At 70.2% G+C, this 25436-nt stretch carries 25 protein-coding genes and 1 tRNA gene; 17 read left to right on the forward strand and 9 right to left on the reverse strand.

What is annotated here, in order from left to right:
- Positions 1 to 30 precede the first annotated feature (30 nt).
- A complete protein-coding gene (locus tag DVK06_RS01610; RefSeq protein WP_121599060.1) occupies positions 31 to 1104 on the forward strand; it encodes an NAD(P)/FAD-dependent oxidoreductase in 1074 nt (357 codons plus the stop codon).
- Between the two features lie 586 nt (positions 1105 to 1690).
- On the opposite strand, the gene DVK06_RS01615 is transcribed toward DVK06_RS01610, so the two are convergent.
- Positions 1691 to 1761, reverse strand: a tRNA-Gly gene (locus DVK06_RS01615).
- A gap of 218 nt (positions 1762 to 1979) precedes the next feature.
- Here DVK06_RS01615 and DVK06_RS01620 point away from each other — a divergent pair.
- Both DVK06_RS01620 and DVK06_RS01625 read left to right on the forward strand, forming a co-directional pair.
- Positions 1980 to 2504: a DoxX family protein gene (locus tag DVK06_RS01620; protein ID WP_053772373.1), complete on the forward strand. Its 525-nt coding sequence runs from the start codon at positions 1980 to 1982 to the stop codon at positions 2502 to 2504.
- A gap of 14 nt (positions 2505 to 2518) precedes the next feature.
- Entirely contained in the window at positions 2519 to 2803 is a 285-nt protein-coding gene (locus DVK06_RS01625; RefSeq protein WP_121599061.1) for a hypothetical protein, read from the forward strand.
- A 62-nt stretch (positions 2804 to 2865) separates the two neighbouring features.
- Here the strand turns inward: DVK06_RS01625 and DVK06_RS01630 are convergent, their stop codons facing one another.
- From DVK06_RS01630 to DVK06_RS01645, 4 genes are all read right to left on the reverse strand, one after another.
- A complete protein-coding gene (locus DVK06_RS01630; RefSeq protein WP_121599062.1) occupies positions 2866 to 5316 on the reverse strand; it encodes a methyl-accepting chemotaxis protein in 2451 nt (816 codons plus the stop codon).
- Between the two features lie 27 nt (positions 5317 to 5343).
- Entirely contained in the window at positions 5344 to 6045 is a 702-nt protein-coding gene (locus DVK06_RS01635) for a class I SAM-dependent methyltransferase (protein ID WP_121599063.1), read from the reverse strand.
- 101 nt (positions 6046 to 6146) lie between these two features.
- Positions 6147 to 8348, reverse strand: a complete 2202-nt coding sequence (locus tag DVK06_RS01640) for a type II secretion system F family protein (RefSeq protein WP_121599064.1) — start codon at positions 8346 to 8348, stop codon at positions 6147 to 6149.
- On the reverse strand, positions 8345 to 10042 hold the full coding sequence (locus DVK06_RS01645) for a type II/IV secretion system ATPase subunit (RefSeq protein ID WP_053772293.1): 1698 nt from the start codon (positions 10040 to 10042) through the stop codon (positions 8345 to 8347). The genes DVK06_RS01640 and DVK06_RS01645 overlap by 4 nt, the downstream gene beginning before the upstream one ends.
- 171 nt (positions 10043 to 10213) lie before the next feature.
- On the opposite strand from DVK06_RS01645, the gene DVK06_RS01650 reads away from it, so the two are divergent.
- The gene (locus tag DVK06_RS01650; protein WP_053772294.1) at positions 10214 to 10693 is read left to right on the forward strand and encodes a DUF5793 family protein; all 480 of its coding nucleotides are present in this window, start codon (positions 10214 to 10216) and stop codon (positions 10691 to 10693) included.
- A gap of 39 nt (positions 10694 to 10732) precedes the next feature.
- Here DVK06_RS01650 and DVK06_RS01655 read toward each other — a convergent pair whose 3' ends face one another.
- Positions 10733 to 11566 carry an S-adenosyl-l-methionine hydroxide adenosyltransferase family protein gene (locus DVK06_RS01655; protein ID WP_053772295.1) on the reverse strand — a complete coding sequence of 278 codons (834 nt, stop codon included), beginning with the start codon at positions 11564 to 11566 and terminating at the stop codon, positions 10733 to 10735.
- 107 nt (positions 11567 to 11673) lie between these two features.
- Entirely contained in the window at positions 11674 to 12204 is a 531-nt protein-coding gene (locus DVK06_RS01660) for a nicotinamide-nucleotide adenylyltransferase (RefSeq protein WP_053772296.1), read from the reverse strand.
- A gap of 170 nt (positions 12205 to 12374) precedes the next feature.
- Here DVK06_RS01660 and lonB point away from each other — a divergent pair, with 170 nt between their 5' ends.
- From lonB to DVK06_RS01685, 5 genes are all read left to right on the forward strand, one after another.
- Positions 12375 to 14651, forward strand: a complete 2277-nt coding sequence (gene lonB / locus DVK06_RS01665) for an ATP-dependent protease LonB (RefSeq protein WP_121599065.1) — start codon at positions 12375 to 12377, stop codon at positions 14649 to 14651.
- 351 nt (positions 14652 to 15002) lie between these two features.
- Complete coding sequence (locus DVK06_RS01670; RefSeq protein ID WP_053772298.1) at positions 15003 to 15923, forward strand: NAD(P)/FAD-dependent oxidoreductase; 921 nt, start codon at positions 15003 to 15005, stop codon at positions 15921 to 15923.
- 105 nt (positions 15924 to 16028) lie between these two features.
- Positions 16029 to 16271 (forward strand): FeoA domain-containing protein, encoded by a 243-nt coding sequence (locus DVK06_RS01675; protein WP_053772299.1) that lies wholly within the window; start codon positions 16029 to 16031, stop codon positions 16269 to 16271.
- Positions 16268 to 18163 carry a ferrous iron transport protein B gene (feoB, locus tag DVK06_RS01680; protein WP_121599066.1) on the forward strand — a complete coding sequence of 632 codons (1896 nt, stop codon included), beginning with the start codon at positions 16268 to 16270 and terminating at the stop codon, positions 18161 to 18163. The genes DVK06_RS01675 and feoB overlap by 4 nt, the downstream gene beginning before the upstream one ends.
- Entirely contained in the window at positions 18160 to 18378 is a 219-nt protein-coding gene (locus DVK06_RS01685; protein ID WP_121599067.1) for a hypothetical protein, read from the forward strand. Before feoB ends, DVK06_RS01685 begins: the two co-directional genes overlap by 4 nt.
- Positions 18379 to 18482: 104 nt before the next feature.
- Here the strand turns inward: DVK06_RS01685 and DVK06_RS01690 are convergent, their stop codons facing one another.
- Positions 18483 to 18662: a hypothetical protein gene (locus DVK06_RS01690; RefSeq protein ID WP_053772302.1), complete on the reverse strand. Its 180-nt coding sequence runs from the start codon at positions 18660 to 18662 to the stop codon at positions 18483 to 18485.
- A gap of 225 nt (positions 18663 to 18887) precedes the next feature.
- Between DVK06_RS01690 and DVK06_RS01695 the strand changes: the two genes are divergently transcribed.
- Genes DVK06_RS01695 through DVK06_RS01705 form a run of 3 tightly spaced genes read left to right on the forward strand, consistent with a single transcriptional unit; the run spans position 18888 to position 21556 of the window.
- The gene (locus tag DVK06_RS01695) at positions 18888 to 20312 is read left to right on the forward strand and encodes a cytochrome ubiquinol oxidase subunit I (protein ID WP_121599301.1); all 1425 of its coding nucleotides are present in this window, start codon (positions 18888 to 18890) and stop codon (positions 20310 to 20312) included.
- Entirely contained in the window at positions 20305 to 21309 is a 1005-nt protein-coding gene (cydB, locus tag DVK06_RS01700; protein ID WP_121599068.1) for a cytochrome d ubiquinol oxidase subunit II, read from the forward strand. Before DVK06_RS01695 ends, cydB begins: the two co-directional genes overlap by 8 nt.
- A 1-nt stretch (position 21310) precedes the next feature.
- Positions 21311 to 21556: a hypothetical protein gene (locus tag DVK06_RS01705; protein ID WP_053772304.1), complete on the forward strand. Its 246-nt coding sequence runs from the start codon at positions 21311 to 21313 to the stop codon at positions 21554 to 21556.
- Positions 21557 to 21576: 20 nt separating this feature from the next.
- Here the strand turns inward: DVK06_RS01705 and DVK06_RS01710 are convergent, their stop codons facing one another.
- Positions 21577 to 21816, reverse strand: a complete 240-nt coding sequence (locus tag DVK06_RS01710) for a hypothetical protein (RefSeq protein ID WP_053772305.1) — start codon at positions 21814 to 21816, stop codon at positions 21577 to 21579.
- A gap of 177 nt (positions 21817 to 21993) precedes the next feature.
- Here DVK06_RS01710 and DVK06_RS01715 point away from each other — a divergent pair, with 177 nt between their 5' ends.
- The 5 genes from DVK06_RS01715 to DVK06_RS01735 all read left to right on the forward strand — a co-directional run bounded on the left by DVK06_RS01715 (position 21994) and on the right by DVK06_RS01735 (position 25383).
- A complete protein-coding gene (locus DVK06_RS01715; RefSeq protein ID WP_053772375.1) occupies positions 21994 to 22713 on the forward strand; it encodes a helix-turn-helix domain-containing protein in 720 nt (239 codons plus the stop codon).
- Positions 22710 to 23642 carry a sulfurtransferase gene (locus DVK06_RS01720; protein ID WP_121599069.1) on the forward strand — a complete coding sequence of 311 codons (933 nt, stop codon included), beginning with the start codon at positions 22710 to 22712 and terminating at the stop codon, positions 23640 to 23642. Before DVK06_RS01715 ends, DVK06_RS01720 begins: the two co-directional genes overlap by 4 nt.
- A 222-nt stretch (positions 23643 to 23864) precedes the next feature.
- Entirely contained in the window at positions 23865 to 24230 is a 366-nt protein-coding gene (locus DVK06_RS01725) for a helix-turn-helix domain-containing protein (protein WP_053772307.1), read from the forward strand.
- 70 nt (positions 24231 to 24300) lie between these two features.
- Positions 24301 to 25083, forward strand: a complete 783-nt coding sequence (locus DVK06_RS01730; RefSeq protein WP_121599070.1) for a CBS domain-containing protein — start codon at positions 24301 to 24303, stop codon at positions 25081 to 25083.
- Positions 25084 to 25140: 57 nt separating this feature from the next.
- Entirely contained in the window at positions 25141 to 25383 is a 243-nt protein-coding gene (locus tag DVK06_RS01735; protein ID WP_053772309.1) for a hypothetical protein, read from the forward strand.
- Positions 25384 to 25436 lie beyond the last annotated feature (53 nt).

Below are 25436 nucleotides of genomic sequence, written 5' to 3' on the forward strand. Positions count from 1 at the left end.
TTTAACCCGGTGGGTCGCCTACGAGCGGTAATGAGTTCGTCCGACGACGAGTACGAGATCGCGGTGGTCGGCGGCGGGCCGGCCGGGCTGACGACGGCGCTGTACGGGGCCCGACTGGGCCACGAGACGGTGCTGATCGACCGCGGCGGCGGCCGCGCGGCGATGATGGCCGACACGCACAACGTGATCGGCGTCACCGAGGACGTCTCCGGCAACGAGTTCCTCGCGACCGGGCGCGAGCAGGTGGAGTCGTACGGCGGCACCTTCGAGCGCGGCTTCGTCACCGAGGTCGAGCGCACCGGCGACGACCGGTTCCGACTGGAGACGAACGACGCCGAACTGGTCGCGGACCGCGTCGTCCTCGCGACCGGGTTCTCCGACGAGCGCCCGGACCCGCCGCTCCCGCGGACGGGCAAGGGGCTCCACTACTGCCTCCACTGCGACGCCTACATGTTCGCCGACGAGCCGGTGTACGTGATGGGCCACGGCGAGGCCGCCGCGCACGTCGCGATGATCATGCTCAACGTCACCGACGACGTGGACGTGCTGACCCGCGGCGCGGAGCCGACGTGGAGCGAGGAGACCGCCGCGCAGCTGGAGGCGCACCCCGTCGACATCGTCACCGAGGAGGTCGAGGGCGTCGAGAACGACCCCGACACCGGCTGGCTGGAGGCGCTGGAGTTCGCGGACGGCACGCGCCGCGAGTACCGCGGCGGCTTCGCGATGTACGGCTCCGACTACAACACCGTCCTCGCCGAGGGGCTGGGCTGCGACCTCAACGACGACGGCACCATCGCCGTCGACGACCACGGCCGCACCAGCGAGGACGGCGTGTTTGCGGTCGGCGACATCACGCCGGGCCACAACCAGGTGCCGGTCGCGATGGGCCAGGGGGCGAAGGCCGGCCTCGCGATCCACAAGGAGATCCGGGAGTTCCCGCGCTCGACCGAGGAGATCGCGCGCGACGGCCCCGTCGGCGAGGACGAGGTGCCCGCCATCCCGCCCCACCTCATGGCGACCGCCGTCGCCCACGAGGGGCACGCGGGCGGGCCGCGCGAGTCCGCCGAGGCCGAGGGGGCCGAGGCGCCGGCCACCGACGACTGATCGCCGCCGACTTTTCAGCGGAACTCGTCGAGAGAGACTCCGGACCTCTCGCAGAGCGCACTGCGCGCGGCCGATGGGATCCAAATCTCACGGAGGCGTCTCTCGGTTTGTCCGAGAGCTGCGCTGGCCGGGGCTCTCGCGGGCGGTGCGAGGTGCGAGGGACGCGAGCACCCCGATTGCGAGCGAGAGGTCGGGGGGCGCACTCACTCCTTCGTACGCCAGTCGGGATTTGAACCGGAACCAGACGTGCTCGCTCGCTGCGCGCGACTGATACGGTTCAAGTCCCGCGGCAGTTTCTCTCACTACGTTCGAGAGATGCGCCGGCCGGGACTCCCGCGAGCGAGCGAAGCGAGCGAGTGGGAGTACGGGCGGCGCACGACCGAAGTGAGTGCGCCGGCCGGGATTTGAACCACGGTCGCTCGCTCCGCTCGCTCTCTGATTCAAATCCCTCTGCGCATCCTGACGCACGGACTCACTCGTCGCAGTCGTTTCCGGTTCGTTGTGTCCGAGAACTGCGCCGGCCGGGACTCCCGCGAGCGAGCGAAGCGAGCGAGTGGGAGTACGGGCGGCGCACGACCGAAGTGAGTGCGCCGGCCGGGATTTGAACCCGGGCCATGAGCTTGGAAGGCTCAGGTCCTACCACTAGACCACCGGCGCTCGCGTCGGTCGATGACGCACCTACACGTAGGCGGAACGGCTTTCATAAGCGTTCCGTGTTCTGACGGGACGAGCCGCGGCCGTGACTGGCAGTAGCACTTAAAGATCCATGATACTGTGGACCCCTCCCAGCGCGTTAGAACGCTTTTCAGCGGCTTAGAAATCTGTTCGGCACCTATGTGGGTAGCCACCCAACGTACACCCGTGAGGTGACACCGATGTCATACCAATCGAGCAATCCGCTGGTCGGCGAGGTCGAGTTCGCGCTGGAGGGACCCTGGGCGACGTACTGGATCGCGTTCCTCCGCGTCGTCACCGGCTGGTGGTTCTTCCACGCCGGCGTGACGAAGATCATCACGGACGGGTTCGCGTACAGCTACGGCCCGGCGTACATGCAACAGATGAGCGGGACGGTCCTCGGCGGCATCCCGGTCTGGATGGGGAACAACCTCGCGTGGCTCATCGAGCCCGGTGTGCCCCTCTTCGAGACGCTCATCGGCCTCGCGCTGATGGCCGGGGCGCTCACCCGCTTCGCCGCCTTCGGCGGGGTCATCTTCATGATCCTGTTCTGGGTCGGCAACGCCGGGTTCGGCCACGGCGTCGTCAACAGCGACCTGATGGGCCTGCTGCTGTTCATGACGGTGATCGTGCTCGCGGCCGGTCGGTACTACGGCCTCGACGCGATCATCGAGGACACGGAGCTCGTCAAACAGAACCCCAAGCTGCGGTACCTGCTCGGCTAACGAGGTGACCGAAAATGACAGACATCATCGACAAGGCGGCACAGGCGTTGAGCGCGGGACTGATGCTGTTCGGCATCGCGGTCCTCGGACTGGTCGAGACGCTGGCCGGGCAGCCGTTCGCCCCGGTCCCGATGAAGAACGAGGCGGGCGACGTGGTCGCGACGCCGCTGATCGCGCCGGAGATCCGCACCGGCTTTGTGCTGGCCGGCATCGCGGTGCTCGGCCTCTACGCGGCGTACCGGCTCGTGGCGCCGCTCCCGGACGACCGGGGCGTCAGCCACGAGTCGATGGCGGACTGAATCGCGCGGGAACCGCCGACCGCGACGACACCGGCGGAACGCGCCGTCGCGGACGACGACGGTCACTCTTCTGTTGAACGCGCGCGCTCGTCGAGCGACTGCTCCGATCCGGCTCCAGTCTCTGTCTCCGAGCCGCTCGCGTCGGTGTCGGTGCCGCCGTCCGTGCTCGCGGCCGCGGCGTCCGACGCCTCCTCGTCGGCGCCGAACGAGAACGCGGTGTCGGCGTCGAGCGCCACGGCCCCGGCGTCGGCTGACGCCGCCGCGTCGCCGGCGGCGGCCTCGTCGGCGTCGACTTCGAAGTCCTCGGTCATCTCCCGCAGGTCGCGGGCGCGCTCGTGGAGGTCGTGCGCCTGCTCTGAGACCTCGCCGAGCGTGGCCGCCTGCTCCTCGGCGGCGGACGCGACCGTGGTCGCCTCGGCGGTAGTCTGCTCGCTCACGCCCGCGAGCTCGTCGACCGCGCCGGTCACCTCGTTGACCGACGCCGCCTGCGCGTCCATCGCCCCGGAGATCTCCTGGACGCCGTCGTCGGCCTCGCTCACCCGTTCGGAGACCTCTTCGAGCGCGTCCTCGGCGTCCTCGACGACGTCGACCCCGTCGTCGACCCCGTCGCGGATCGCGGCCATCTCGTCGACGCTCTCGTCGGTGCGCTCGCGGAGGCTCTCGATCAGGGCCTCGACCTCGGCGGCGGACTCCTGGGTCTCCTCGGCGAGCGACTTCACCTCCTCGGCGACGACCGCGAAGCCGGAGCCGGCCTCGCCCGCGCGGGCCGCCTCGATCGAGGCGTTGAGCGCGAGCAGGTTCGTCTGGTCGGCGATCTCCGAGATCGTCTCGACGATCTCGTCGACCTCCGCCATCTCGGACTCGAGCCGCTCGATCGTCTCCGCGGCCGACTCCGAGCGCGCCTCGATGCCGTGGAGTTCCTCGACCGCGTCGGCCGCCGCCTCGCGGCCCTCCTCGGTGAGCGCGTCGGCCTGCCGGGAGGTGGTCGCCACCTCGTCGGCGGAGGCCGCGACCTCCTCGACGGTCGCCGACATGTCCTCCATCTCGCCGGCCACCTCGGCCAGCCGCCGACTCTGCCGCTCCGCGCCGGCGGATATCTCGTCGACCGCGTCGCTCGTCTCCCGGCCGGCGGCCGCGGCCTCGTCGGTGCCGTCGGTCACCGCCTCGCTGCGGTCGGCCACCTCGACGGCGAAGGCGTCGACCTCCGCGATCGCGGCCTCCAGTTCGTCCATCGCGTCGTTGAACTCCGCGGCGATGTCGCGGAGGGCCTCGGGGTCCTCGGGGTCGGCCTCCAGCCGCGCGGTGAGGTCGCCGTCGGCGCAGGCCGCCATGGTCGCGCCGAAGTCGCTCGCCCGCGACTCCAGACGCTCCGCGAACGCCTCGCTCTCCGCCTTCGCTGCCTCGGCGCGCTCCCGCTGCGTCTCCGCCGACTGGATCTGGTCGCGCAGCGAGTCGCGCATCGTGGCGAACGCCGCGGAGAGGTCGCCGAACTCGTCGCGCCGCTCCGTGTGGAAGTCGACGTCGAGGTCGCCGTCGGCCAGCGCCGTCGCCCGCGCCCGGAGCTGGTTCAGCTCTGCGACGGTGCCGCGGCCGAGCGTCAGGCCGAGCAGCCCGAGCCCGACGATCGCGACGCCGACGATGAGGAGCAGGTTCCGACCGATCATCCCCGAGAGGGCGTACGCCTCGGAGAGCGGGACGTGGACCGCGACGTACCATTCCTCGGTCTCCAAGGGCGCGTACGCGACGAGGTACTCGCCGCCGTCGGCGAAGCTGAACGTGGCCGACGGGAGGAACCCGACGGCCCGCGTGTCGTCGAGCATCGCCGAGCGAACGTCGGTGTCGTAGCGGATCCCGGAGACGTAGTCGGCGTTGCTCGCCGCGATCCGGCCGTCGGGCTGGACGATGGTCGTGAACGCGCTCTCGGTGGGCTGACGGAAGTCCTCGGTGACGGGGGCGAGCGAGATCTCCATCACGAGGTACTCCCGCAGCGGGGTCGACGCGACGTACGCGATCCGGCGCTCGCCGTCGACCATGTAGGTGGGGCTCGTGAACACGTCGTCCGCGAACAGGAGGTCGTCGTCGAACCACGCCTGCGAGGTGACCGACTCGCCGGCCTCTCGGTCGGTGCTGGCGAGGACGGCGCTCTCGTCGCGGTCGACGAAGTGGAGGGCGGTGACCGACTCGGCGGTCCGCAAGAGGTGCGTGGAGAGGTAGCTGTCGACCTTGGCGGGGTCCTGGGAGAACGCGTGGTTGTCGGCGAGCTCCGTGACCGCCGAGCGGCGGTCGCTCGCCCAGCCGTCGAGCTCCGTGGCGCTCAGCTCCGCGACGGCCGTGTAGTCCCCCTGCGCGTTCGATTCGAGCTGGTCCGTCGTCTCGGCGTACGTGACGGCCCCGACGGCCCCGATGGCGAGGACGACGACGACGAGGGCGACGAGGAACTTCGCGAGGTAACTCCGGGCGACCGCGTCGGGCGCGACCCGACGCAGGACCCGTTCGAGGAAAGTGTCAGCCATTACCATCAAGCGGTCGACAGGGACTCTTTAATCCACCCCCTGCGGTATCTCTCGTGATAACCAGCGGTCCGGCGGGGACGCCTCCGCGTAGCAGTTCCCGCTCGAAACCGTCACGTGGTGCGGTTCGAGGTCGCTTTCCGCGAGGTCGGACTCGAACTCGGACGGCGAGTAGATGTGATAGTACCGGGGGACCGTCTCGCCGCCCGGCAGCGTCCAGTCGACGGTCGTGTCGAACCCCTCCTCGCGGTCGAAGCGGTCGTGCGCCGTGCTCCACGCGCTGACGAGCGCGACCCCGTCCGGCGCGAGGACCCGGGCCAGTTCGTTCAGGCTCTCGACGCGGGCGTCGCGGGGCGAGAGGTGGTGGAGCGTGGCGACGTAGACCGCGAGGTCGACCGCGCCGTCGCGGACCGGCAGCGCGGCCGCGTCCCCGTGGACGAACGCGGTCGCGTCCGCGTACCCTCGCTCTCGGGCGCGGGCGACCGCCTCGTCGAGCAGCCCGCCGCTGAGGTCGACGCCGACGGCGGTCTCGGCGCGCGCCGCGAGCGCCTCCGTGTGCCGCCCGTTCCCGCAGCCGACGTCGAGCGCGACCGCCCCCGACCGGCCGTCGAGGAACGACTCGACCTCCGGCCAGGCGTACTCCCGCGTCTTCGAGAAGTGCGCCGCGATGCGGTCGTACGTCGCCCGCGGGTCGCCGATCGACCCCGCGTCGCCCCCCGGATCCGAGTCCATACGCCCCCGTCGACCGCGACCGGTTTAGCTCGTGCGGCCGCGGCGGAGTCCGTCCCGAGCGACGGCGCGTCGGCGCGACCGGCCCGACCGGGACCGCGGCGTCACGCCGCGCCTATCGCGGCGAACGCGACGAGCGTGAGCGCGAGCAGCACCACGACGTGTTTCACGCCGTCGCGGACCGACCCCTCCCCGAGCTGGCCGGCGACCAGCCCGGAGCAGACCGCCTGAATCGACGCGGCGTGGAAGAACAGCTGTTCGTAGACCGCCACGTCGATGTCGCCGATCCCGTCCGTGATCCCGCCCGGGCCGCTCGGCACCCCGGTCCCGGCGTCCGGGAGCCCGCCGGTCCCCGGGACGCCCGCCGCCTCGATGGCGGGGATGAACGAGACCGACAGCGCCGCGATGATGCCGAGGAACACGAGGAAGGAGATGTAGATGACGATGAGGTAGGTGAGCATCACCTGCCGGCGCTCGCGGCGGAGGGACCAGGTCGCGCGCGACTCGTCGGCCGCGATCCGGAGGACGGGCCCGACGTCGCCGCTCGCCCGGATCGCGTTGGTGACGAGCGCGACCGCCCGGGAAGTCATCGGAGACCGGACCCGGCGCTCCAGCCGGCGCAGCGCGGTCGAGACGTCCGCCCCCCAGTCGATGTCGCGGCGGGTCCGGCGCAGGTCCTCGGTCAGCGCCTCCAGGTTCGAGTCGGCGACGCGGCGGACGCTGCCGACCACGGCGGTCCCCGCCTCGTTGACGCTGGCGAGGCGGTCGAGGAAGTCCGGCACCGCGGACTCGACGCGCCGGACCCGGCGCTTGCCGGACTCGTAGGCCACCGCGTACGCCGCGAGGACGAGCGCCGTCGCGACGACGATCGGTCCGTCGATCTGGTCGACCATCTCCACGGGGGTCCCGAGCGTGACCGGGAACGCGAAGACGAGCAGGCCGACCACCGCGACCGGGACCGCGGCGAGCGGCACCGTCCGCGGCGAGTCCAGCACCGTCTCGACCGGCGAGGCGGCCAGCCGCCGCACCCAGCGGAGTCGGTCGTAGACCCGGAGCCGCTCGCGGTTCTCGGCCCGGCGGCCGGCGCCCGCGTCGGTCGCCCTCGGCCCGTCGCCCGGGGCGCTCGCCTCCCGGCCGGCCGCCGCGCCGCCGTCGAACCGGGGGGAGCCGCCGCGGTCGCCCGGTTCGTCCGTCGCGTGGCGCACCCCGGTGACCGACGGGGTGTCGGGGTCGTCGAGCGACGACGCCGCGACGGTCTCGGTGCCGCCGACGCCCTGCGTCACGCTGTCGACGTAGACGACGAAGCCGAAGGTGGCGAGCGGCACGCCGAAGTAGACGACGACGCGGAGGAGCGGGAGCGTGTCCTGCAAGACCAGCCCGATGACGACGAGGATGGTGATGAAAAAGAGCGGGCCGGCGACGAGCGCGGTCACGTACGCCTCGGCGAACGTCGAGAGCAGCTCCAGGTACTGTTCCTGTTTGGCCTCCGCCTCCGCCTGGTAGCGCTCGTACTGGTCGTCGAGGAACGACGACACCGACTGCCCGGTGCCGAGGACGGAGGCGAGGTTCTCCGAGAAGTCCGCCAGGTCGTCGCTGGGCGTCCGCCGCGAGATGCGCTGGAGCGCGGTGAGCGCGTCGGTCCCGAAGGCGTTCATGTCGCGCACCGCGACCGACAGCTCCGTGGCGGCCTCGCCGTACACCGCCTCGTTCTGCGCCAGCGTGTCCATCACCCGCGGGAACGCCATCCCCGAGCGCGAGAGCGCGTACATGAACGCGACCGTCCGCGGCAGGGTGGCGTCTATCTCGGCGGCGCGCGCCGCGGCCCGCTGGTCGAGCAGCTGCCACCGGGCGACGTACGCGCCGAGCGCGAGCCCGGACCCCACCGTCGCGGAGACGACCGCGAGCAGGACGAACAGCCGCCCGAGCCCGAGGTCGGCGAGGCGCGCGACGACGGCGACGAACTCGACCGCGGCCGGGAGCGCCTCGCGGATCGCCGCCTCGCCGACGTCGAGCGCGGCGAGCAGCCCCGCGGCCGCGTACACCCCGATCACGCTGCCGGCGACCCCGAGGACGGCGGCGTACAACAGGGTCCGCGAGGCGTAGACGCGGTGGGTCGTGCCGGCGACGTGGGCCGCGCGCATCCGGTCGCGTTGGGCCCGCCGCCGCGCCTCGTTCTCGCCGACGTAGTCGCCGAACGCCGTCAGCGCGACGCGGGTGACGAACAGGTCCGCCCGGTCGTCGACGAGCGGGAGCGCGAGCGCGAGACAGGCCGCGACCGCGGCGGCCAGGGGGAGGTACGCGATCATCCGTCCGCGGGGTCCGCCGTCGGGTCGCCGGCGGCGCGGCCCTCCTCGGCCGCGAGGTCGTCGGCGTCGACGCCGTCGGCCGCGGCGGCGCGATCGTCGAGCCGCTCCATCACGCGGTCGGGGTCGGCGTAGTACTCGTTGACGAGGGCGGTGAACGTCCGGTAGTCGTCGATGCCGAGCGCGGAGAGCAGTTCGAGGAAGCGCTCGCGCCGCCGGACCTCGCGCAGCAGCTCCGAGCGCGACCAGCCGCGCTCGTCGGCGATCTCCTCTAACAGCGAGGAGTCGTTCCGGCGGAACGTGTCGGCGTCGGGCACCCACTCGAACGCCGAGGAGTAGTCCAGCTCGCCCGTCCGCTGGTCGATGCCGCCGATCTCGCCGATCGTCTTCGCGCGGCGCACGCGCTCGTCGTCGGAGCGCGTGAGCGTCTGGACCGAGAGCATGTCGAGCGACTGGACCATCGCCCGCGGGACGTTGATCGGCTCGTTCTCCAGCCGGTTGATCACCGTCTCGATCGAGTCGGCGTGCATCGTCGAGAACGTGGTGTGGCCGGTGTTCATCGCCTGGAACAGCGTGATCGCCTCCTCGCCGCGGACCTCGCCGACGACGATGTACTCGGGGCGGTGACGCAGCGCCGAGCGCAGCAGGTCGTACATGTCGATGTCGGTCCCCTCGTACCGGCGCTCGCGGGTGACCGCCGAGAGCCAGTTGTCGTGGTACAGGGAGAGCTCTCGGGTGTCCTCGATGGTGAGCACCTTCGCGCGCGGGGGGACGAACATCGACACCGCGTTCATCGAGGTGGTCTTCCCGGATGCCGTGCCGCCCGCGAAGATGAGGCTCTTGTTGTGCTCGATACAGAGCCAGAAGTACGCCATCTGCTCGATCGAGAAGGTCCCGTACTCCACGAGGTCGACGGGCGTGAACGGGTCCTCCGCGTACTGGCGGATGGTGAACGCCGACCCCCGCGGCGTCACCTCCTCGCCGAGCGCGAGCTCCGCCCGCGACCCGTCGGGCAGCGTCGTCTCGACGATGGGGTCGCCGACGGAGACGTGGCGCCCCGACTGCTGGGCGAGCCGGATCACGTAGCTGTCGAGCGCCTCCTGGCCGAACGAGACGTTCGTCTCGACGTCCGTGTACTCGTCGTGGTAGACGAAGATGGGGAGGTCGTACCCGTCACAGGAGACGTCCTCGATGTGGCGGTCGTTGAGGAGGGGGTCGACCTTCCCGTAGCCGCGGAAGTCGCGGTAGAGGTAGTACGCGAGCGCGTGGAAGGAGTCCATCCCCACCTCGACCCCGTACCCCTCGAGGAGCGCCTCCAGCTCGGATTTAAGCGTCTCCTCGTCGGTCTTGCCGGTCCCCTCGCGGTAGAGGAGCGGGTCGCGGATGTCGTCGACGACGCGGTCGAGCAGGTCGCGCTCGAAGGCGTCGAGTTCGGGCTCGACCGCGTAGTAGCGGTGTTCGCTCTCCGCCTCGTCGTAGGTGATCACGACGTACGCGTAGGGGGCGTTCACCCAGTACCGGTCGACCTCGCGCTCGTCCTCGGGGACGACGAACGAGGCGAGCGGGCCGTCCTCGCCCGGGCGGAACGGGCGGACGTCGAGCGTCGACCCCTGGAGCAGTTCCCACGCGTGCGAGAGGCGCCGCTGGAGGTCCTCGATCCGGTCGCCGAGGTCGCTCCCGCCGGCGTCACTCGCCATGGATACGGGGCCATAGAGTCGGGGGGAAGTTAAACTACCCCCGACAATTATCACGACCGACATCGGGGGCGCGGCCCCGGGTCGGCTCCGGATTCCGGCGGCGCCGGGGCTCGGGGCCGCCCGGCCGCCCGTTACGTTGATACGGCCGGACCGCAAAGCAACCAATAGGAAATGCGGCGTGACTACTTCGATCTGACCGTCGAGGGCGTCGACGGCGGCGCCGGCTCTCGGTCGCCCCCGCTGGTGCGGATCGACTTCCACGGGCCGGAGGAACTGCTCCGCGAGCGGCTCTCCGGCGGCGAGAGCGGGGACGCCGCCGACGGCGACCTGCTCACGGCCGACCAGATCGACGTCGCCTTCCGGCTCCGCGAGCCGCTGGGCGAGGCGGACGACCCGGAGGGCGTCGTCGGCGTCACCAACCGGTACACCGGCGACTTCATCCTCGAACTCAACGAGACGGCGACGGACGTCCTCCCGTTCATCCACGCCGCGCGCGACGCGACGGACGACGGCGACGCCCGGTACCGCGTCGAGATCGACGTGGACGGCGATCGGCTCGTCGCCTACGACAAGGACACCTTCCTCGTGTACGACCCTGACGGGAACCTGCTCCGCAGCGAGAGCCTGATCCCCTCGGGCGTCGAACTGTAGCGGCCGCGACCGGCCGACGCCGGGCGAGTCACCCGGCGCTCACAGGCTGACGCTGTCCGGGACGAACCGCACCGAGTCCCCCGGCCGGAGGTCGAACGCGCCGTCGCCGCGGCCGTCGTTGACGTCGCACTCCGCGTAGCCGTGGCTCCCGACCGTGACGAGGCGCTCGCCGGGCTCGACGGCGCCGAACGTCTCCGCGACCGGCGTGAGGTCGCCGTCGACGCGGATCCAGTCGCGGCCGCGGACCAGGTCGCCGGGGACGTTGGTGATCACGTTGCCGAACCGGTCGATCGCGAGCACCTCGCCGTCGACGGCGGTCACGTCGCCTCCCTCGTCGCGCTCGACCGTCGGCTCCGGGAAGCGGATGTCCGCGGGGTCGCTCGCGGGCGACAGGTCGTCCATGCCCGCCAGCGTCTCCCCGACCGCGTCGGCGTCGGTCGACTCGCCGTCCGCCGCCTGGTCGAGCGCCGCCCGGATCCGCGCCGCGGTCGGGGCGAACACGTCGCGGCCGTGGAACGTCTCGCTCGCGGGGTCGTCGACCGCGACCGTCCACGCCTCGACGTCGGACTCGTCGGCCGCCAGCGCCCGGGCCGGCGGCATCGCCAGCCCGTTGTCCGGGGCCACGAGGACGTGCGCGCCGGCGCGGACGACGAGGGCGTCGCGGTCGGTGCCGACCCCGGGATCGACCACGGCGCAGTGGACCGCCGGCGGGAACTCCGGGAGGACGAACCGGAGCCAGAAGGCCGCGGCGCGCGGGTCCCCGCGCGGCAGGTCGTGGGCCACGTCGATCAGTTCCGCGGCCGTGTGCCGGCGGATCACTCCCTTCATCGCGGCGGGGTACGGCGAGCCGAAGTCCGAGGTGAGCGTGATCATACCGGAGACCGCGTGCGGCGGGCTGTTAAAAGGAACGGGCGCCGGTCTCGACGGGCGCACGTCGCGGCCGGTCGAACGCCGGCGAACCGGAGCCGCCGTCTCCCCGGCTACTGGTCCGAGGGCTCGTCGCCGTTGGAGTCGGTCTCGGCGATCCGCCGGATGCGGTCGACGCCGTCCACCTCGCGGATCACGTCGACGACGGCGTCGGGGACCAGGTCTTCCCAGTCGCGGCCGCGGATCATGCGTTCGCGGAGCTCGGTCCCCTCCAGGACGTCGCGCCGGAACATGGGGGACTGGCGCACCTCGACGCCGGCCTCCTCGAACAGGCGGACCACGAGCGGGTTGTTCGAGTACGCGACGTCGAACCGGGGTGTCATGCTCTGGACGTGGCTCACCCACACGGAGTTCCGGTCGAGGTCCTCGATGGGGACGACGTAGGTGGTGGCGTCCAGTTCCTCGACCGCCTTCGTCACCATCATCACGCGCTCGCCGGCGGTGAAGGGGTTCCGAGTGGTGTGGGAGTCGCCGGCGGAGCCGATACCCAAGACGAGTTCGTCGACCTCCTCCGCGATCTCTTCCACCATGTGCTGGTGGCCGTCGTGGAACGGCTGATACCGGCCGATGTAGAACCCCCGCATGAATCTACGTACCGTCGGCGTCATTTATAAACCCCGTGGGAACGGTCGAGCCCCCAGATCGGGAGATATACGGCTTCAAAGCGGGGTTTATTGCCCCCGGGGCGACACGGCTGGGGGGAGAAAGTATATCAGTAGCCGCCCCTTCGTTTTCGGTAGCGTTACCCGATTCTATGAGCAACGAGAAGGACACGAACGACCCGACGGCCGACGACCCCGACGAACCGCCTCGCGGCGGCGTCGACGACTCGAGTCCGGCGGGGAACGGCGAGGACGCCACGCGCGGCGACCCCGAGCCCGACGACGGTCCGGCGGACGAGCCCGGCGTCGACGAGGCCGCGGACTCCGACGGCGAGTCGGCCGCGGGCCCCGACGGCGAGGACCCCTGGGACGACGGGGTCGTCGTCGACGACGACGGGTTCGAGGGGACCGACGTCGTCGGGGAGGGTCCCGACGGCGGCCGGAACGGCGACGCCGCGGAGCCGGCCGACGACGGCGACATCGACGAGCTCGGTAGCACCGTCGAGGTCGAGGGCGCCGAGATCGAGGACGACCCGGACGAGGACGACCTCCTCGGCGGGCTCAAGATCGACACGACGGCCGAGATCGAGATCCCCGACCGGCTCGTCGACCAGGTCATCGGGCAGGAGCACGCCCGCGACGTGATCATCAAGGCGGCGAAGCAGCGCCGCCACGTGATGATGATCGGCTCGCCCGGGACCGGGAAGTCGATGCTCGCGAAGGCGATGTCCGAACTCCTCCCGAAGGAGGAGCTTCAGGACGTTTTGGTGTATCACAACCCCGACGACGGCAACAAGCCGAAGGTCCGGACGGTGCCGGCCGGCAAGGGCGACCAGATCGTCGAGGCGCACCGCGAGGAGGCGCGCAAGCGCAACCAGATGCGGTCGCTGCTGATGTGGATCATCATCGCCGTCGTGCTGGGCTACGCGCTCATCATCGTCGGCCAGATCCTCGTCGGCATCATCGCGGCCGGCGTGGTGTACCTCGTCTTCCGCTACCTCAACCGCGGGTCGGACGCGATGATCCCGAACCTGCTGGTGAACAACGGCGACACGAAGACCGCGCCGTTCCGCGACGCGACCGGCGCGCACGCCGGCGCGCTGCTCGGCGACGTGCGGCACGACCCGTTCCAGTCCGGCGGGATGGAGACGCCCAGCCACGACCGCGTCGAGGCGGGGGCCATCCACAAGGCGAACAAGGGCGTGCTGTTCATCGACGAGATCAACACGCTCGACATCCGCAGCCAGCAGCACCTCATGACGGCGATCCAGGAGGGTGAGTTCTCGATCACGGGCCAGTCCGAGCGCTCCTCGGGCGCGATGGTCCAGACCGAGCCCGTCCCGACGGACTTCGTCATGATCGCGGCCGGGAACCTCGACGCGATGGAGAACATGCACCCGGCGCTGCGCAGCCGTATCAAGGGGTACGGCTACGAGGTGTACATGGAGGACACCATCGAGGACACCCCGGAGATGCGCCGCAAGTACGTGCGGTTCATCGCCCAGGAGGTCGCGAAGGACGGCCGCCTGCCGGAGTTCTCCGCGGAGGCCGTCGAGGAGATCATCCTCGAGGCCAAGCGCCGCTCCGGCCGGAAGGGTCACCTCACGCTGAAGATGCGGAACCTCGGCGGGATGGTCCGCGTCGCGGGCGACATCGCCCGGGGCGAGGACGCCGACTACACGACCCGCGACCACGTGCTCCAGGCGAAGGGGCGCTCGCGGTCCATCGAACAGCAGCTCGCCGACGACTACATCGAGCGCCGGAAGGACTACGAGCTCCAGGTCTCCGACGGCTACGTCACCGGGCGCGTCAACGGCCTCGCCGTGATGGGCGAGGACTCCGGGATCATGCTCCCGGTGATGGCCGAGGTGACCCCGACCCAGAGCGGCGGGCAGGTGATCGCCACCGGCCAGCTCAAGGAGATGGCCGAGGAGTCGGTCCAGAACGTCTCGGCGATCATCAAGAAGTTCTCCGACGAGAACATCTCCGAGAAGGACATCCACATCCAGTTCATCCAGACGGGCCAGCAGGGCGTCGACGGCGACTCCGCGTCCATCACGGTCGCGACCGCCGTCATCTCCGCGCTGGAGGACGTCGGCGTCGACCAGTCGCTCGCGATGACCGGCTCGCTGTCGGTCCGCGGCGACGTGCTCCCCGTCGGCGGGGTCACACACAAGATCGAGGCGGCCGCGAAGGCCGGCTGCGACCGAGTGATCATCCCCGCGGCCAACGAGCAGGACGTGATGATCGAAGACGAGTACGAGGAGATGATCGAGGTCATCCCGGTCTCGCACATCAGCGAGGTCCTCGACATCGCGCTGGAGGGCGAGGCCGAGAAGGACTCGCTCGTCTCCCGGCTGAAGTCGATCACGGGCTCCGCGCTGAAGGACGGCAACGTCTCCGGGCCCTCGAACCCGAGCCCGCAGTAGACGGACTCGGGCCTCGCGGTCCGACCGCTTTCGTTCTCGTTCCGTCGAACTGCCGTACCGCGGGCGTCGCCCGCAGTTCCCCGGGCGTCGTCTCCTCGGGTCCGGTCTCGATCGCTCGCCGAGCGACGCCGTACTCGCGGGAGTATTTCGCTATTAACGCATAACTAATGCGCCCGATACAACTGAGACCTCGCAAGCGCGCGGAAACGTGCGTGCGCCAGTAACTGCGTATTCTCGATTTAGAGGCCCGAAAGCACTCATCGTTGTCAGCGTCGCGGATGAGAACGAACCGCTCGACCGACGCCAAGTGCGGAACTCATAAGTTAGTATAGTGCGTACTAAACAATACAGATGTCAGGAGTAGCGATCATCGGCGGCGGACCGACCGGACTGAACGCCGCCATCTACACGGCCCGGGCGGACAGGCGAACGCTCGTGTTCGACGACGGGGGCGGGACGACCCGGGACGTGGACACGATGGAGAACGTCTACGGGTTCCCGGACGGGGTCACGGGGCCGGAGCTCGTCGACCTGGGACGGGAACACGCGCGGAAGTACGGGGCCGAAATCGTCGAGGAGGAGGTCGTTCGGATCGAGCCTGACGGCGACCGGTACCGCGTCGAGACGACGGTCGACGAGTACGTCGTCGACGGGGTCATCATCGCGACGGGCGCGGACTACGAGCGGCCGGCCGTCGCGGACGTCGAGGCGTACGAGGGCCACGGCGTCTCCTACTGCGTCGAGTGCGACGCCTACTTCTACCGCGACAGCCCCGTCGCGGTCGTCGGCACCGACAACTACGCCGCGACCGAGGCGCTCATGCTGCTCGACTACACCGACGACGTCCGGATCCTCACCAACGGGTCGGCGTTCGAGGCCGACGAGGAGCTGAGAGAGCGGGTCGACGACGCCGGGATCCGGGTGGTCACCGACGATCTCGATCGGCTCGCCGGCGAGGAGGTCCTCGAAGCCGTCGTCACCCGAGAGGGCGACGAGATACCGGTCGACGGGTTGTTCGTCGCGCTCGGTACCGCCGGCGGAACCGACCTCGCGGAGATGCTCGGCGTGCCCGTCGAGGGCGACGACATCGTCACCGACCCCGACCAGTCGACGCCGGTCGACCGGGTGTACGCCGCGGGCGACGTCACCGGCGGCCACCAGCAGATCGCGACCTCCGTCGGCGAGGGCGCCCGCGCGGCCATCAACCTACTCGAAGAGCTCCGCGGGGCGGACTACATCGATTACAAGAAGCTGGACTCGCAGCCGGCCTGACCGGTCCGCCCGTCGACTCGGCTCGCGGCGGACGCGGAGGGTATTATATAAGACTACATAATGAGCAGTGCCGCCCAACACGCCCGTTGTTTTAGGTAAGCCTAAATGGTAGTCGCGCTGGCCGACGTTCCATCGGGGGAGTGGGTCGAACTGGTCGACGTGCCGGACGGCGAGCGCCGCGCTCGTTTGCTGCGGCTCGGCCTCCTAGACGGTCGCGTCGAGTGTCGCCGCCGGATCCGCAACGGCCCCGTCGTCGTTCGACGTCGCGGGACGGAGGTGGCGCTCGGGCGGTCACTGGCCCGGGAGATCACCGTAGAGCGGGCGGAGCCCGACGACGCACCGCGATGACGGCGAGCGGGGACGCGGCCCGCGGGCCCACGGCGGGCGACGTCGAGACGTCCACGGCGCTGGTCGGCGCACCCAACACGGGCAAGAGCGTGCTGTTCGGGCGTCTCACACCCGAGTACGTCGAGGTCTCGAACTATCCCGGCACCACGGTCGAGACGACCGCGGCGCCCCTCGGCTCGACCCGCCTGATCGACACGCCCGGGGTCCACGGAATCTCGTCGTTCTCAGAGGAGGAGCGGGTCACGAGGCGGATCGTCCTCCGGGCCGACGCGGTCGTGAACGTCGTCGACGCCACGCAGCTCGACCGAGACCTGTTCGTGACACTACAGCTGTTGGACATGGGGGTCCCGACCGTCGTCGCGCTGAACATGATGGACGAGGTCGAGGCCGAGGGCCTCGAGATCGACGCCGACGCGCTGGAGCGGTCCCTCGGCGTGCCCGTCGTCCCGACCGTCGCCGTCACGGGCGCGGGCGTCGACGAACTGCGCGATCGACTCCCCGAGGCGTCCGCCCCGGAGTCGACGCCGGTCGCCTCGTACTACGGCGCGCTCCCCGACGGGATCGACGCCAGTCGGGCGGAGAAGACCCTCCTCGTCGAGGGCGACGAACCGACGGCTCGCCGCGTCGGGGCTCGCGACCTCGCGGCCGACGGCGGCGCCGCACCGCTCGCCGCCGTCGGAGAACGGGAGGCGGTGTACCGCGAGCGCCGGACGCGCGTCAGGTCCATCGTCGAGACGGTCGAACGGGGTTCTCGGCGTCGTCTCGGGGAACGGCTCGGAGACCTGTTGATGCGGCCGGTGACGGGGGTCCCGATCGCGCTCGCGCTCCTTTTCGCTGTGTTCTACGTCATGGGGGTGCTCGTCGCGCAGCGGGTCGTGGACTACGCGGAGACTGTGTTATTCGGGCGGTACTACGCCCCGGCGGTCGAGGCGGCCGTCGCGGACCTGCTCCCGGCGAGCGGGTGGGCCCGACCCGTCGAGTTCCTGCTGGTCAACGACAGCCTCGGGCTGTTGACGGTCACCGTCCGGTACACGCTCGGCGTCTTGCTCCCGCTCGTGGTCGCGTTCTACCTCGTGATCGGAACGCTCGAAGACGCCGGCGTCCTCCCGCGACTTGCCGTGGTGACGGACAGGGGACTCGACCGGATCGGGCTCAACGGCCGCGCGGTCGTCCCGCTGATCGTCGGCGTGGGGTGCGTGACGATGGCGGTCGTCTCCACCCGAGTGGTCGGGTCGCGCCGAGAGCGGCTCATCACGACGGCGCTTCTGGGGCTCGCAATTCCCTGTTCGGCACAGATCGGCGTCGTCGCGGGGTTGCTCGCCGAACTCGGGCCCGTCTGGTGGATCGGTTACCTGACGCTGCTGCTCGGGGTCCTCGGGACCGTCGGCGTCGTTCTCGACCGAACGTTGCCCGGTCGACAGGACGCGCTGATCGAGCACCTACCGCGGCTGCGCGTCCCCCGCCCGACGAACGTCGCCCGGAAGACGGCGAACCGGGCCGGCGCGTTCCTCCGGGAGGCGGCCCCGCTGTTTGGGGTCACCGCGGCGGCGGTATCGACGCTCGATTACCTCGGCGCGCTCGACGCGATAGTCGGTGCGCTCCGGCCGCTGACTGCGGCTCTGGGCCTTCCCGCGTCGTTCGGAGAGGTGCTCGTGTTGGGGCTGATCCGCCGCGACTTCGCCGCCGCCGGGATGACGGATCTACAGCTGACGGCGTCACAGACCTTCGTCGGGCTGGTGGTCGTCACGCTGTTCGTCCCGTGTATCCTCACGATGGCGATGGTCCTCAGAGAGCGCGACGCGCGGAGCGCGATCCTCGTATGGGTCGGCTCCTGGGTCACCGCGTTCGTCGTCGGAGGCGCTGTCTCGGCCGCCTTGGGGGTGATCACGTGATCTGCCCGCGCTGCGGGTACGAGTTCGAACCGGCGAACGGGCTCTCGTGTCCGCGCTGTGGCGCCCCCGCCTCCTGCGCGGGTGTCTCGTGTGCCGAGTGCGGCGCGTGTTCGTCGCCCTTCGAGCGCCTCCGGCGACAGATCGCGGAGCGGCTGGCCGACGCGCGGCGATCCGACGACGGTTCCGCCGGCGACGAGCCCGCGAACGAGTCCTGACGAGGGTCGGTGCGAGGCGGCGCGGGTGGCAGCCGGGCGCTCCGGGGGCCGCCGTCGACCGCGCCGGACGCTCTGCCGCCCCCGTCGCGGAGCGGGCCGCCGAGTCAACCGACCGACTCCCAGCTCCGGTACAGCGCCACGCCGAACGCGAAGACGATCCCGCCGACCCCGACCTGTCTGCCGACCGTCCCGAAGTCGCCGTCCAGGCCGGCGACGACCGCTCTGACGGTCATCACCAGCGTGACGAGGGCGACGAGTGCCAGCACCGCGTGCCGTGTCTTCATGCCTAAGCGCAGTCGCCTCGCCACCCAAAGCGATGGCTTGGCGCAGGACAACTTTCGGACCCGCGGGCGGGCCCCGCGTCGCAGCCGAGGGCGCGGCGGCGGGCGCTCCGCGGTCGGTTGTCCTGTGCCAACTCCGGGGTTATGGAGGCGGAGCGATCAGTGTCACACGGAGAGACCGACCGCGGCGCGCGTCGGAGCGACCCTCCAATCCGTATCCACTACGACATGATCGACCCAGTACTCGCAAGCCGATTCCAGTTCGCCCTGACGACGATCGTCCACATCATCTTCCCGGTGATGAGCATGGGACTGGCGCCGTTCCTGATATACTTCACCTGGAAGGACGTTCGGGGCGGCGACCCGGTGTACGAGCAGTTGCGTCGCTTCTGGACGAAGATATTCGCCATCTCGTTCGTCGTCGGGACGGTCACTGGGATCGTCTTGGAGTTCGAGTTCGGGACCAACTTCGCGGCGTTCTCGACGACAGCGGGCGAGCTGTTCGGCGGCCCGCTCGCCGTCGAGGGGATGATGGCGTTCATGCTGGAGGCGACGTTCCTCGGCATCTTCGTGTTCGGTCGCGAGCGGGTCTCCGACCGGTTGTACTTGGTGTCCAGCCTCGCCGTCGGCGTCGGCACGTGGCTGTCCGCGGTCTGGATCCTCATCGCGAACTCGTGGATGCAGATGCCGCGCGGCTACGAGCTCGTGACCGAGAACGGGCGGGAGGTCGTCCACCTCGTCGACCCGCTCGCGGCGTACCTGACTCCGCGGTTCGGCTACATGTACGTCCACATGCAAAACGCCGCCGTCGAGTCGGTCGCGCTGTTCATGGCCGGCGTCTCCGCGTACTACGTCTATCGACACCACGTCTGGGGAACGAAGACGGAACACATCGAATTCTGGCACAAGACGCTCAAGATCGCGCTGGTCGCGCTACTGATCACGGCCCCGCTACAGGTGCTTCAGGGCGACCTGTACGCGAGGCACGTCTATGAGACGCAGCCGCAGAAGTTCGCTGCCATGGAGGCGGTCTGGGACACCGAGGCGTACGTCCCGGAGTATATCTTCGCGATCCCGACTGACCTGAGCCAGTTCACGGATCCGCGCGCGAAGGAGCTGTTCGGCCTCGGCATTCCGGGCGGGGCGTCGTGGCTCGCCAGCGGAGGCGACGCGACTGCGGAGATACGCGGGCTGAACACGTTCGAGACGGAGGCGCCCCCCGTCGCGATCGTGTTCTGGTCGTTCCGCGCGATGGTCGGGATGGGCTTCTGGTTCATCCTGCTGGCGTTCTGGGGCGGCTACCGGTGGTTCACCGGCGAACTGTTCGAAGACGGACTGCTCCACAAGGCGCTGATGGCGTCCAGCCTGCTCGGCATCGTCGCGGTCGAACTCGGGTGGGTCGTCACGGAGGTCGGCCGCCAGCCGTGGGTGATCCAGGGCGTGTTGAAGACGAGCGAGGGGGTGTCGCCCGGTCTTACCGGCGGGGAGGCGCTGCTCACGCTCGTGGGGTTCGTCGGGGTCTACACCGGCATCCTCGCGCTGTACACGTACGTCGTCGCGGGGGTTATCCGCGACGGACCCCCGAGCGCGCGCGAACTGCGGTCCACCGCGGAGCGCGACGCGGGGACCGCGGAGGTGCCCGGTGATGACTAGCGCCGTCGACGCGCTCGCGGGGGGGCCGGTGTTCGGCCTGCCGCTCCCGGAGCTGTGGTTCTCGCTCGTGTTCGCCCTGCTCGGGACGTTCCTGTTCCTCGACGGCTTCGACTTCGGCGCCGGCGCGATCTTCGCGACGCTCTCCGACGACGAGGCACGCGAGGCGGTGCTGTCGGCGATCGGGCCGTTCTGGGACGGTAACGAGGTGTGGCTCGTCGTGTTCGGCGGCGCGCTGTTCGCCGCCTTTCCGTCGGTGTACGCGGGGCTTTTCAGCCGCCACTACCTGCTGATGTTCGGCATCCTCGGCGCTCTCATCTTTCGGGGACTGGCGCCGGAGATGTACGAGCAACGCCACGACGCGCGGTGGCGGCGGTGGTGGGGGCGGTCGTTCGTCGCCGGCAGCGTCCTCGCGCCGTTCCTCCTCGGCGCGTTCGCGGGGAACTGGCTCGTCGGAACCCCCCGGTCGCTCACGCTCATCGGCGTCGTCACCGGGGTCGCCGTCACGGCGCTGACCGTCGTCTCCGGCGCCGCGTTCCTCCGGCTGAAAGCGCGAAACGCGCTGCCCGAGAGGGTTACAGATATCGGCGTCGGGGCCGTCGCGACGTACCTCCTCGCGGTCGTCGCGACCCTCGGCGTCTTGGCGACTCGGCTCCCGACCGGCGTCGACGCGGTGCTGTCGCCGCCGGTGGTCGCGCTGGTCGTCGCCTCCGTCGCACTCGGCGTCGGCTACGGCGTCGCCCTTCGGCGCGGAGCGAACCTCGCCGCGCTCGCGGCGGCCGCGGGACTGACGTACGGGCTGATCGCGGTGGTCGCGGTCCTCATGTATCCGCGCATCGACCCGGCGACCGGGGCGACGGTCGGGGACGCCGTCGTCTCGACGTTACCGCTGAACCTCATGTCGATCGGCGCGGCCCTGCTGTTGCCGCTGGTCGCCGCGTACTTCGTCGTCCTGTACTCGGCGTTCAGCGGCCCGATCACGGCCGAGGAGGCGTACTGAAATGAGCGACGGATCGGAGGCGCCCGCGACGACACGTCGCTCGCCTGTCGGAACGCTACTGCTCTCGCGCGTGCTCATCACGTGGGCGGAGCTCCTCGTCGTCGGGTTCGGCGGGGCCGTCGCGGGCGGCGCCGCGTCCGGCCCGCCGCAGCTCGTCGTCTACTTCGCGACGGTCCTCGCCGCAGTCGCCGTGGTCATGTTCAACGTCGACAGGCTCGTTGCGGCGCGCGTCCGGGAGGCGACGTGATCGGACCGCCGCGTCCGACGTCAGTCCGACCGACGGTTCGACCGCCTGAGCGGTCCGACGCCGTGACGCTTGGCGACGATGCCGAACAGCAGCGCGGCGCTGGGGAGGAAGAGCAGTGCGCCCAGCGCAGTGACGGTGTCGTCGTGGGTCAGTCCGAGGCCGAACCCGCCGATCCCGGCGACGAGCGCGACGAGGGCCGGGATCAGGAGACGGTTCCGGAGCGCGGTCGGCGTCTCGCGACCCGAGGGTGACTGCGCCATACGAGACAACGTAAGTACGTCGAGCCCATATCACACGCGTTGTCGAGGGACAACTCCCCGCCGAGGCGCGGGCGCTCGCTGACCGGCGACCGCGATACCGCCGGCGGTGAGACCCTCGACGACCGCAGGACCGTCGCCGCGAACCGCGCCCGCACGACCGGACCAGTTCACCGACAGATGCACGACTTCAGCTTCGAAATAACGTACGAGCCCGGCGCCGACGAGTACGTCGACCTGTTCATCGACCGCGGCTCCCTCCAGTCGAAGGCGACCTACTCGTGTCTCGACCCCGCGGAGCTGTGGAAGCTCGAATCGGTGACCGGCGAAGCGGCCGACCTCGCCGCCGTCGACGAACTGCTCTTGGACGAGTCCGTCGACCGCGAGTCGATCAGCGGTCGGGCGTGTCGCTCGACCCGTGCGACGAGCCTGCTGACCGAAGAGCAGCGGCGGCGTGTGGCGTACACGTACGTCTCCGACGTGGACTACTGCGAGTCCGTTCCCCTCATCACGGCGAAGTACGTCGACGGGGGCGTCCTCTTCGAGCAGACGCGGTCCGGCGACACGGTCCGTTGGCGCGTGCTGGTCCAGGACGACTCGAATATCGGGCTGTTGTACGACACGCTGTCCGCGAAGCTCGGCGACGGGCTGTCGTTCTCGTTCGAACACCTGACCGAGGTCGACCACTGGGAGAGCGAACTGCTCTCTCGGCCCGATATCGCGGCCGAACAGCGCGAGACCCTGCTGCTCGCCGTCGAACGCGGGTACTTCGAGACGCCGCGAGACGTGACGCTCGACGAGCTCGCGGCGGAGCTCGACGAGCCGCGTTCGACGGTGTCGTACCGGCTTCGACGCGCGACCGCGGAGCTGGCAAAGCGGTTCGCCGACCAACAGTCATGACCGCAGACACCCCACCCGACGACGATCAGCGGAGACCGGCAGCCGCGTCGCTAGAGGGCCGGTACCCGACGGACGTGCTCGTCAGCCCCGACTGGGTCGACGCCCGGATCGACCGGTTCGCCGCGGCCGACCCCGACCTGCGGCTGCTCGAAGTCGACGTCAACGCCTCGTTCTACGGGGAGGGACACGCGCCCGGCGCCGTCGGCGTCGACTGGCGCACCGAGCTCCGGTCGGCGACGGCGCACGACATCCTCTCCCCGGCAGAGATGACCGCCTTCCTCGAATCGAACGGGATCGACGAGGAGACGACCGTCGTCATTTACGGCGACAACCGGAACTGGTTCGCGGCCCACCTGTACTGGCAGCTCACCTACTACGGCCACCCGGATGTCCGGATCATGGACGGCGGCCGCGAGTACTGGACGGAACACGGCTACCCGACCACGACGGAGCCGGCCGACCCGCCCGCCGTGACGTACGGCGACGCCCCCGAAGCGCCGGCCAGACCGGGGGTGCGTGCCACGCGAACGGACGTGCGGGCAGCGCTCGACACCGACACGGAGTTCGTCGACGTGCGACTACCCGAGGAGTTTCGGGGGGAAATCACGAAGCCGCCCGGCAGCAACGAGGGGGCGATGCGGGGCGGCCACATCCCCGGGGCGACGAACGTGTTCTGGGCCGAGAACGTCCGCCCAGACGGCCTGTTCAAGTCTCGCGAGCGGCTTTCGGACGTGTACGAATCCCGGGGGATCTTCCCCGACGACGACGTCATCGTCTACTGTCGGATCGGGGAGCGATCGTCGGTGACGTGGTTCGTGCTCGAGGAACTGCTCGGCTACGAACGCGTGCGGCACTACGACGGGTCGTGGACCGAGTGGGGAAACATGATCGGCGTCCCGATAGACGTCGGCGAACCGGACGACGGTTAGCCGGCTCCCCGTCCTCGGCGGCCGTCAGCCGCCGCCACCGGGGCGCGGCAAGTCACCGCCCCCGGCCGAGGAGAGAGTCGTTGTCCTACGACAAACGGACACATTAGCTCCTGTACACACAATCTTCGGCGATGACTGGTTCTCACGCCGAACCGATGGCGAGGCGCACAGGAAGCCGGTGGGGCGGCCGGCGAAGCGAACTCGTACCGCCGGTCGGTCACGATGAGTGACGCCGGCTCGAAGCGCGACGAGTCGGGGACCGTCCGGCGGCTCCTGGACGCACTGAGCGAGGAGACGAACCGGACGATCCTGTCGGAACTCGACGAGCCGACCTCGGTCGCCGAACTCGTCGACGCGTGCGACATCCCGATGTCGACGGTGTACCGGCGCTTGGATACGCTCGAGGAGATGGACCTAGTGACCGAGCACGTCGCGATCGACGCCGAGAAGGGGCGATATCGACTGTACGAGCGCAACGTACGCCGCGTCACGATCACCGTCGACGACGACGGACGGCTCGGGACGCGGGTCGAGCGGCCGGCGGGGAACCCCGACGAGACGGTGACGTGGCGGCCGGACGGAGAGTGACGGACGTACGGCGACGGCCGGGGGACCGTCGCCCCGCCATCTTTTATTCCGGGAGCGCCTACGGCGGACGATGAGCGGGAAACCGACGGTCGGGGAGTACATGACCCGCGAGGTGGAGACGGTGAGCCCGGACGAGACGGTGGCGACCGTCGCGCGTCGCATGGCCGACAGCGACGGCCACAACGGGTTCCCGGTCACCCAGGGCCGCACCGTGGAGGGGTTCGTCTCGGCCGGGGACCTGCTGCTCGCCGACGACGACGCCCCCGTGTTCACGGTGATGACGGAGGACCTGATCGTCGCGCACCCGGACATGAAGGTGACCGACGCCGCGCGGGTGATCCTTCGCTCGGGGATCCAGCGGCTCCCGGTCGTCGACGATGCCGACAACCTCGTCGGAATCATCTCGAACACCGACGTGGTCCGCTCGCAGATCGAGCGCGCCACGCCCGGCAAGGTCGGGAAGCTGATGCGGACCCTCTCGCAGATCCACGGCGTCGAGCTCGACGAGGAGCGCCGCGAGGTTGCGATCGCCGACCTGACGCCGACGCAGGCGCGCGTGTACGCCGACGAGTTAGAGGGCCGACAGTACGAGCTCGAACACGGGCTCGCGGAGCCGCTCGTCGTCATCGACAACGGCGGCACGCTCTACCTCGCCGACGGCCACCACCGGGCCATGGCCGCCCGCGAGGGCGGCATCGAGGCGATGGACGCGTACGTGATCGTCCCGCGGACGACGATCGACCTCGGAATGGCGAAGACGGCGGAGAAGGAGGGGCTCCGGGTCGTCGACGACATCGAGGTCGTCGACTACGCGCGCCACCCCCTCGTGGAGACGACGAAGCGGCTCCAGTGAGGCGTCGCGCGGAACCCCGTCCGTAGGCTTTTGTAAGTTGACGTAGACGTTCCGCGCATGGGATCACGCATTCGACGCGCACTCTCTCGGGCGGCGTTCGCCGCGGTCGGCGCGGCCGCCGGCGCCGCGGTCGGCGGACTGATCAGCAGACAGGCGGCCTCCAGCGGCGGCGCCCTCGGCGCGCTCGCGGGCGCGACGATCGCGGACGTGCGCTCGGACCCGGGCGGCTTCCTCGACGCGCTCCGCTCCGACGAGGACGAGGCGCTCGACGACGCAGACGGCGCGGCGACCGCCGGCTGAGTCGCTCTCCGCCGCGCCGCCGCGCGTCGGCGTTCGGGAACGCCTATACGACG

Source organism: Halorubrum sp. Atlit-28R (assembly GCF_003665955.1).
GTDB lineage: Archaea > Halobacteriota > Halobacteria > Halobacteriales > Haloferacaceae > Halorubrum > Halorubrum tropicale.

Bases quoted from the DNA above. Each gene is read 5' to 3' on its own strand.
- DVK06_RS01620 (WP_053772373.1), top strand. From the start codon at position 1,980: ATGTCATACCAATCGAGCAATCCGCTGGTCGGCGAGGTCGAGTTCGCG.
- feoB (WP_121599066.1), top strand. From the start codon at position 16,268: ATGACGGCGAGCGGGGACGCGGCCCGCGGGCCCACGGCGGGCGACGTC.
- DVK06_RS01715 (WP_053772375.1), top strand. From the start codon at position 21,994: ATGCACGACTTCAGCTTCGAAATAACGTACGAGCCCGGCGCCGACGAG.
- DVK06_RS01660 (WP_053772296.1), bottom strand. From the start codon at position 12,204: ATGCGGGGGTTCTACATCGGCCGGTATCAGCCGTTCCACGACGGCCAC.
- DVK06_RS01635 (WP_121599063.1), bottom strand. From the start codon at position 6,045: ATGGACTCGGATCCGGGGGGCGACGCGGGGTCGATCGGCGACCCGCGG.
- DVK06_RS01675 (WP_053772299.1), top strand. From the start codon at position 16,029: ATGGTAGTCGCGCTGGCCGACGTTCCATCGGGGGAGTGGGTCGAACTG.
- DVK06_RS01650 (WP_053772294.1), top strand. From the start codon at position 10,214: ATGCGGCGTGACTACTTCGATCTGACCGTCGAGGGCGTCGACGGCGGC.
- DVK06_RS01640 (WP_121599064.1), bottom strand. From the start codon at position 8,348: ATGATCGCGTACCTCCCCCTGGCCGCCGCGGTCGCGGCCTGTCTCGCG.
- DVK06_RS01610 (WP_121599060.1), top strand. From the start codon at position 31: ATGAGTTCGTCCGACGACGAGTACGAGATCGCGGTGGTCGGCGGCGGG.
- DVK06_RS01695 (WP_121599301.1), top strand. From the start codon at position 18,888: ATGATCGACCCAGTACTCGCAAGCCGATTCCAGTTCGCCCTGACGACG.
- cydB (WP_121599068.1), top strand. From the start codon at position 20,305: ATGACTAGCGCCGTCGACGCGCTCGCGGGGGGGCCGGTGTTCGGCCTG.
- DVK06_RS01690 (WP_053772302.1), bottom strand. From the start codon at position 18,662: ATGAAGACACGGCACGCGGTGCTGGCACTCGTCGCCCTCGTCACGCTG.
- DVK06_RS01645 (WP_053772293.1), bottom strand. From the start codon at position 10,042: ATGGCGAGTGACGCCGGCGGGAGCGACCTCGGCGACCGGATCGAGGAC.
- DVK06_RS01710 (WP_053772305.1), bottom strand. From the start codon at position 21,816: ATGGCGCAGTCACCCTCGGGTCGCGAGACGCCGACCGCGCTCCGGAAC.
- DVK06_RS01725 (WP_053772307.1), top strand. From the start codon at position 23,865: ATGAGTGACGCCGGCTCGAAGCGCGACGAGTCGGGGACCGTCCGGCGG.
- DVK06_RS01720 (WP_121599069.1), top strand. From the start codon at position 22,710: ATGACCGCAGACACCCCACCCGACGACGATCAGCGGAGACCGGCAGCC.
- DVK06_RS01625 (WP_121599061.1), top strand. From the start codon at position 2,519: ATGACAGACATCATCGACAAGGCGGCACAGGCGTTGAGCGCGGGACTG.
- DVK06_RS01705 (WP_053772304.1), top strand. From the start codon at position 21,311: ATGAGCGACGGATCGGAGGCGCCCGCGACGACACGTCGCTCGCCTGTC.
- lonB (WP_121599065.1), top strand. From the start codon at position 12,375: ATGAGCAACGAGAAGGACACGAACGACCCGACGGCCGACGACCCCGAC.
- DVK06_RS01670 (WP_053772298.1), top strand. From the start codon at position 15,003: ATGTCAGGAGTAGCGATCATCGGCGGCGGACCGACCGGACTGAACGCC.
- DVK06_RS01655 (WP_053772295.1), bottom strand. From the start codon at position 11,566: ATGATCACGCTCACCTCGGACTTCGGCTCGCCGTACCCCGCCGCGATG.
- DVK06_RS01735 (WP_053772309.1), top strand. From the start codon at position 25,141: ATGGGATCACGCATTCGACGCGCACTCTCTCGGGCGGCGTTCGCCGCG.
- DVK06_RS01730 (WP_121599070.1), top strand. From the start codon at position 24,301: ATGAGCGGGAAACCGACGGTCGGGGAGTACATGACCCGCGAGGTGGAG.
- DVK06_RS01630 (WP_121599062.1), bottom strand. From the start codon at position 5,316: ATGGCTGACACTTTCCTCGAACGGGTCCTGCGTCGGGTCGCGCCCGAC.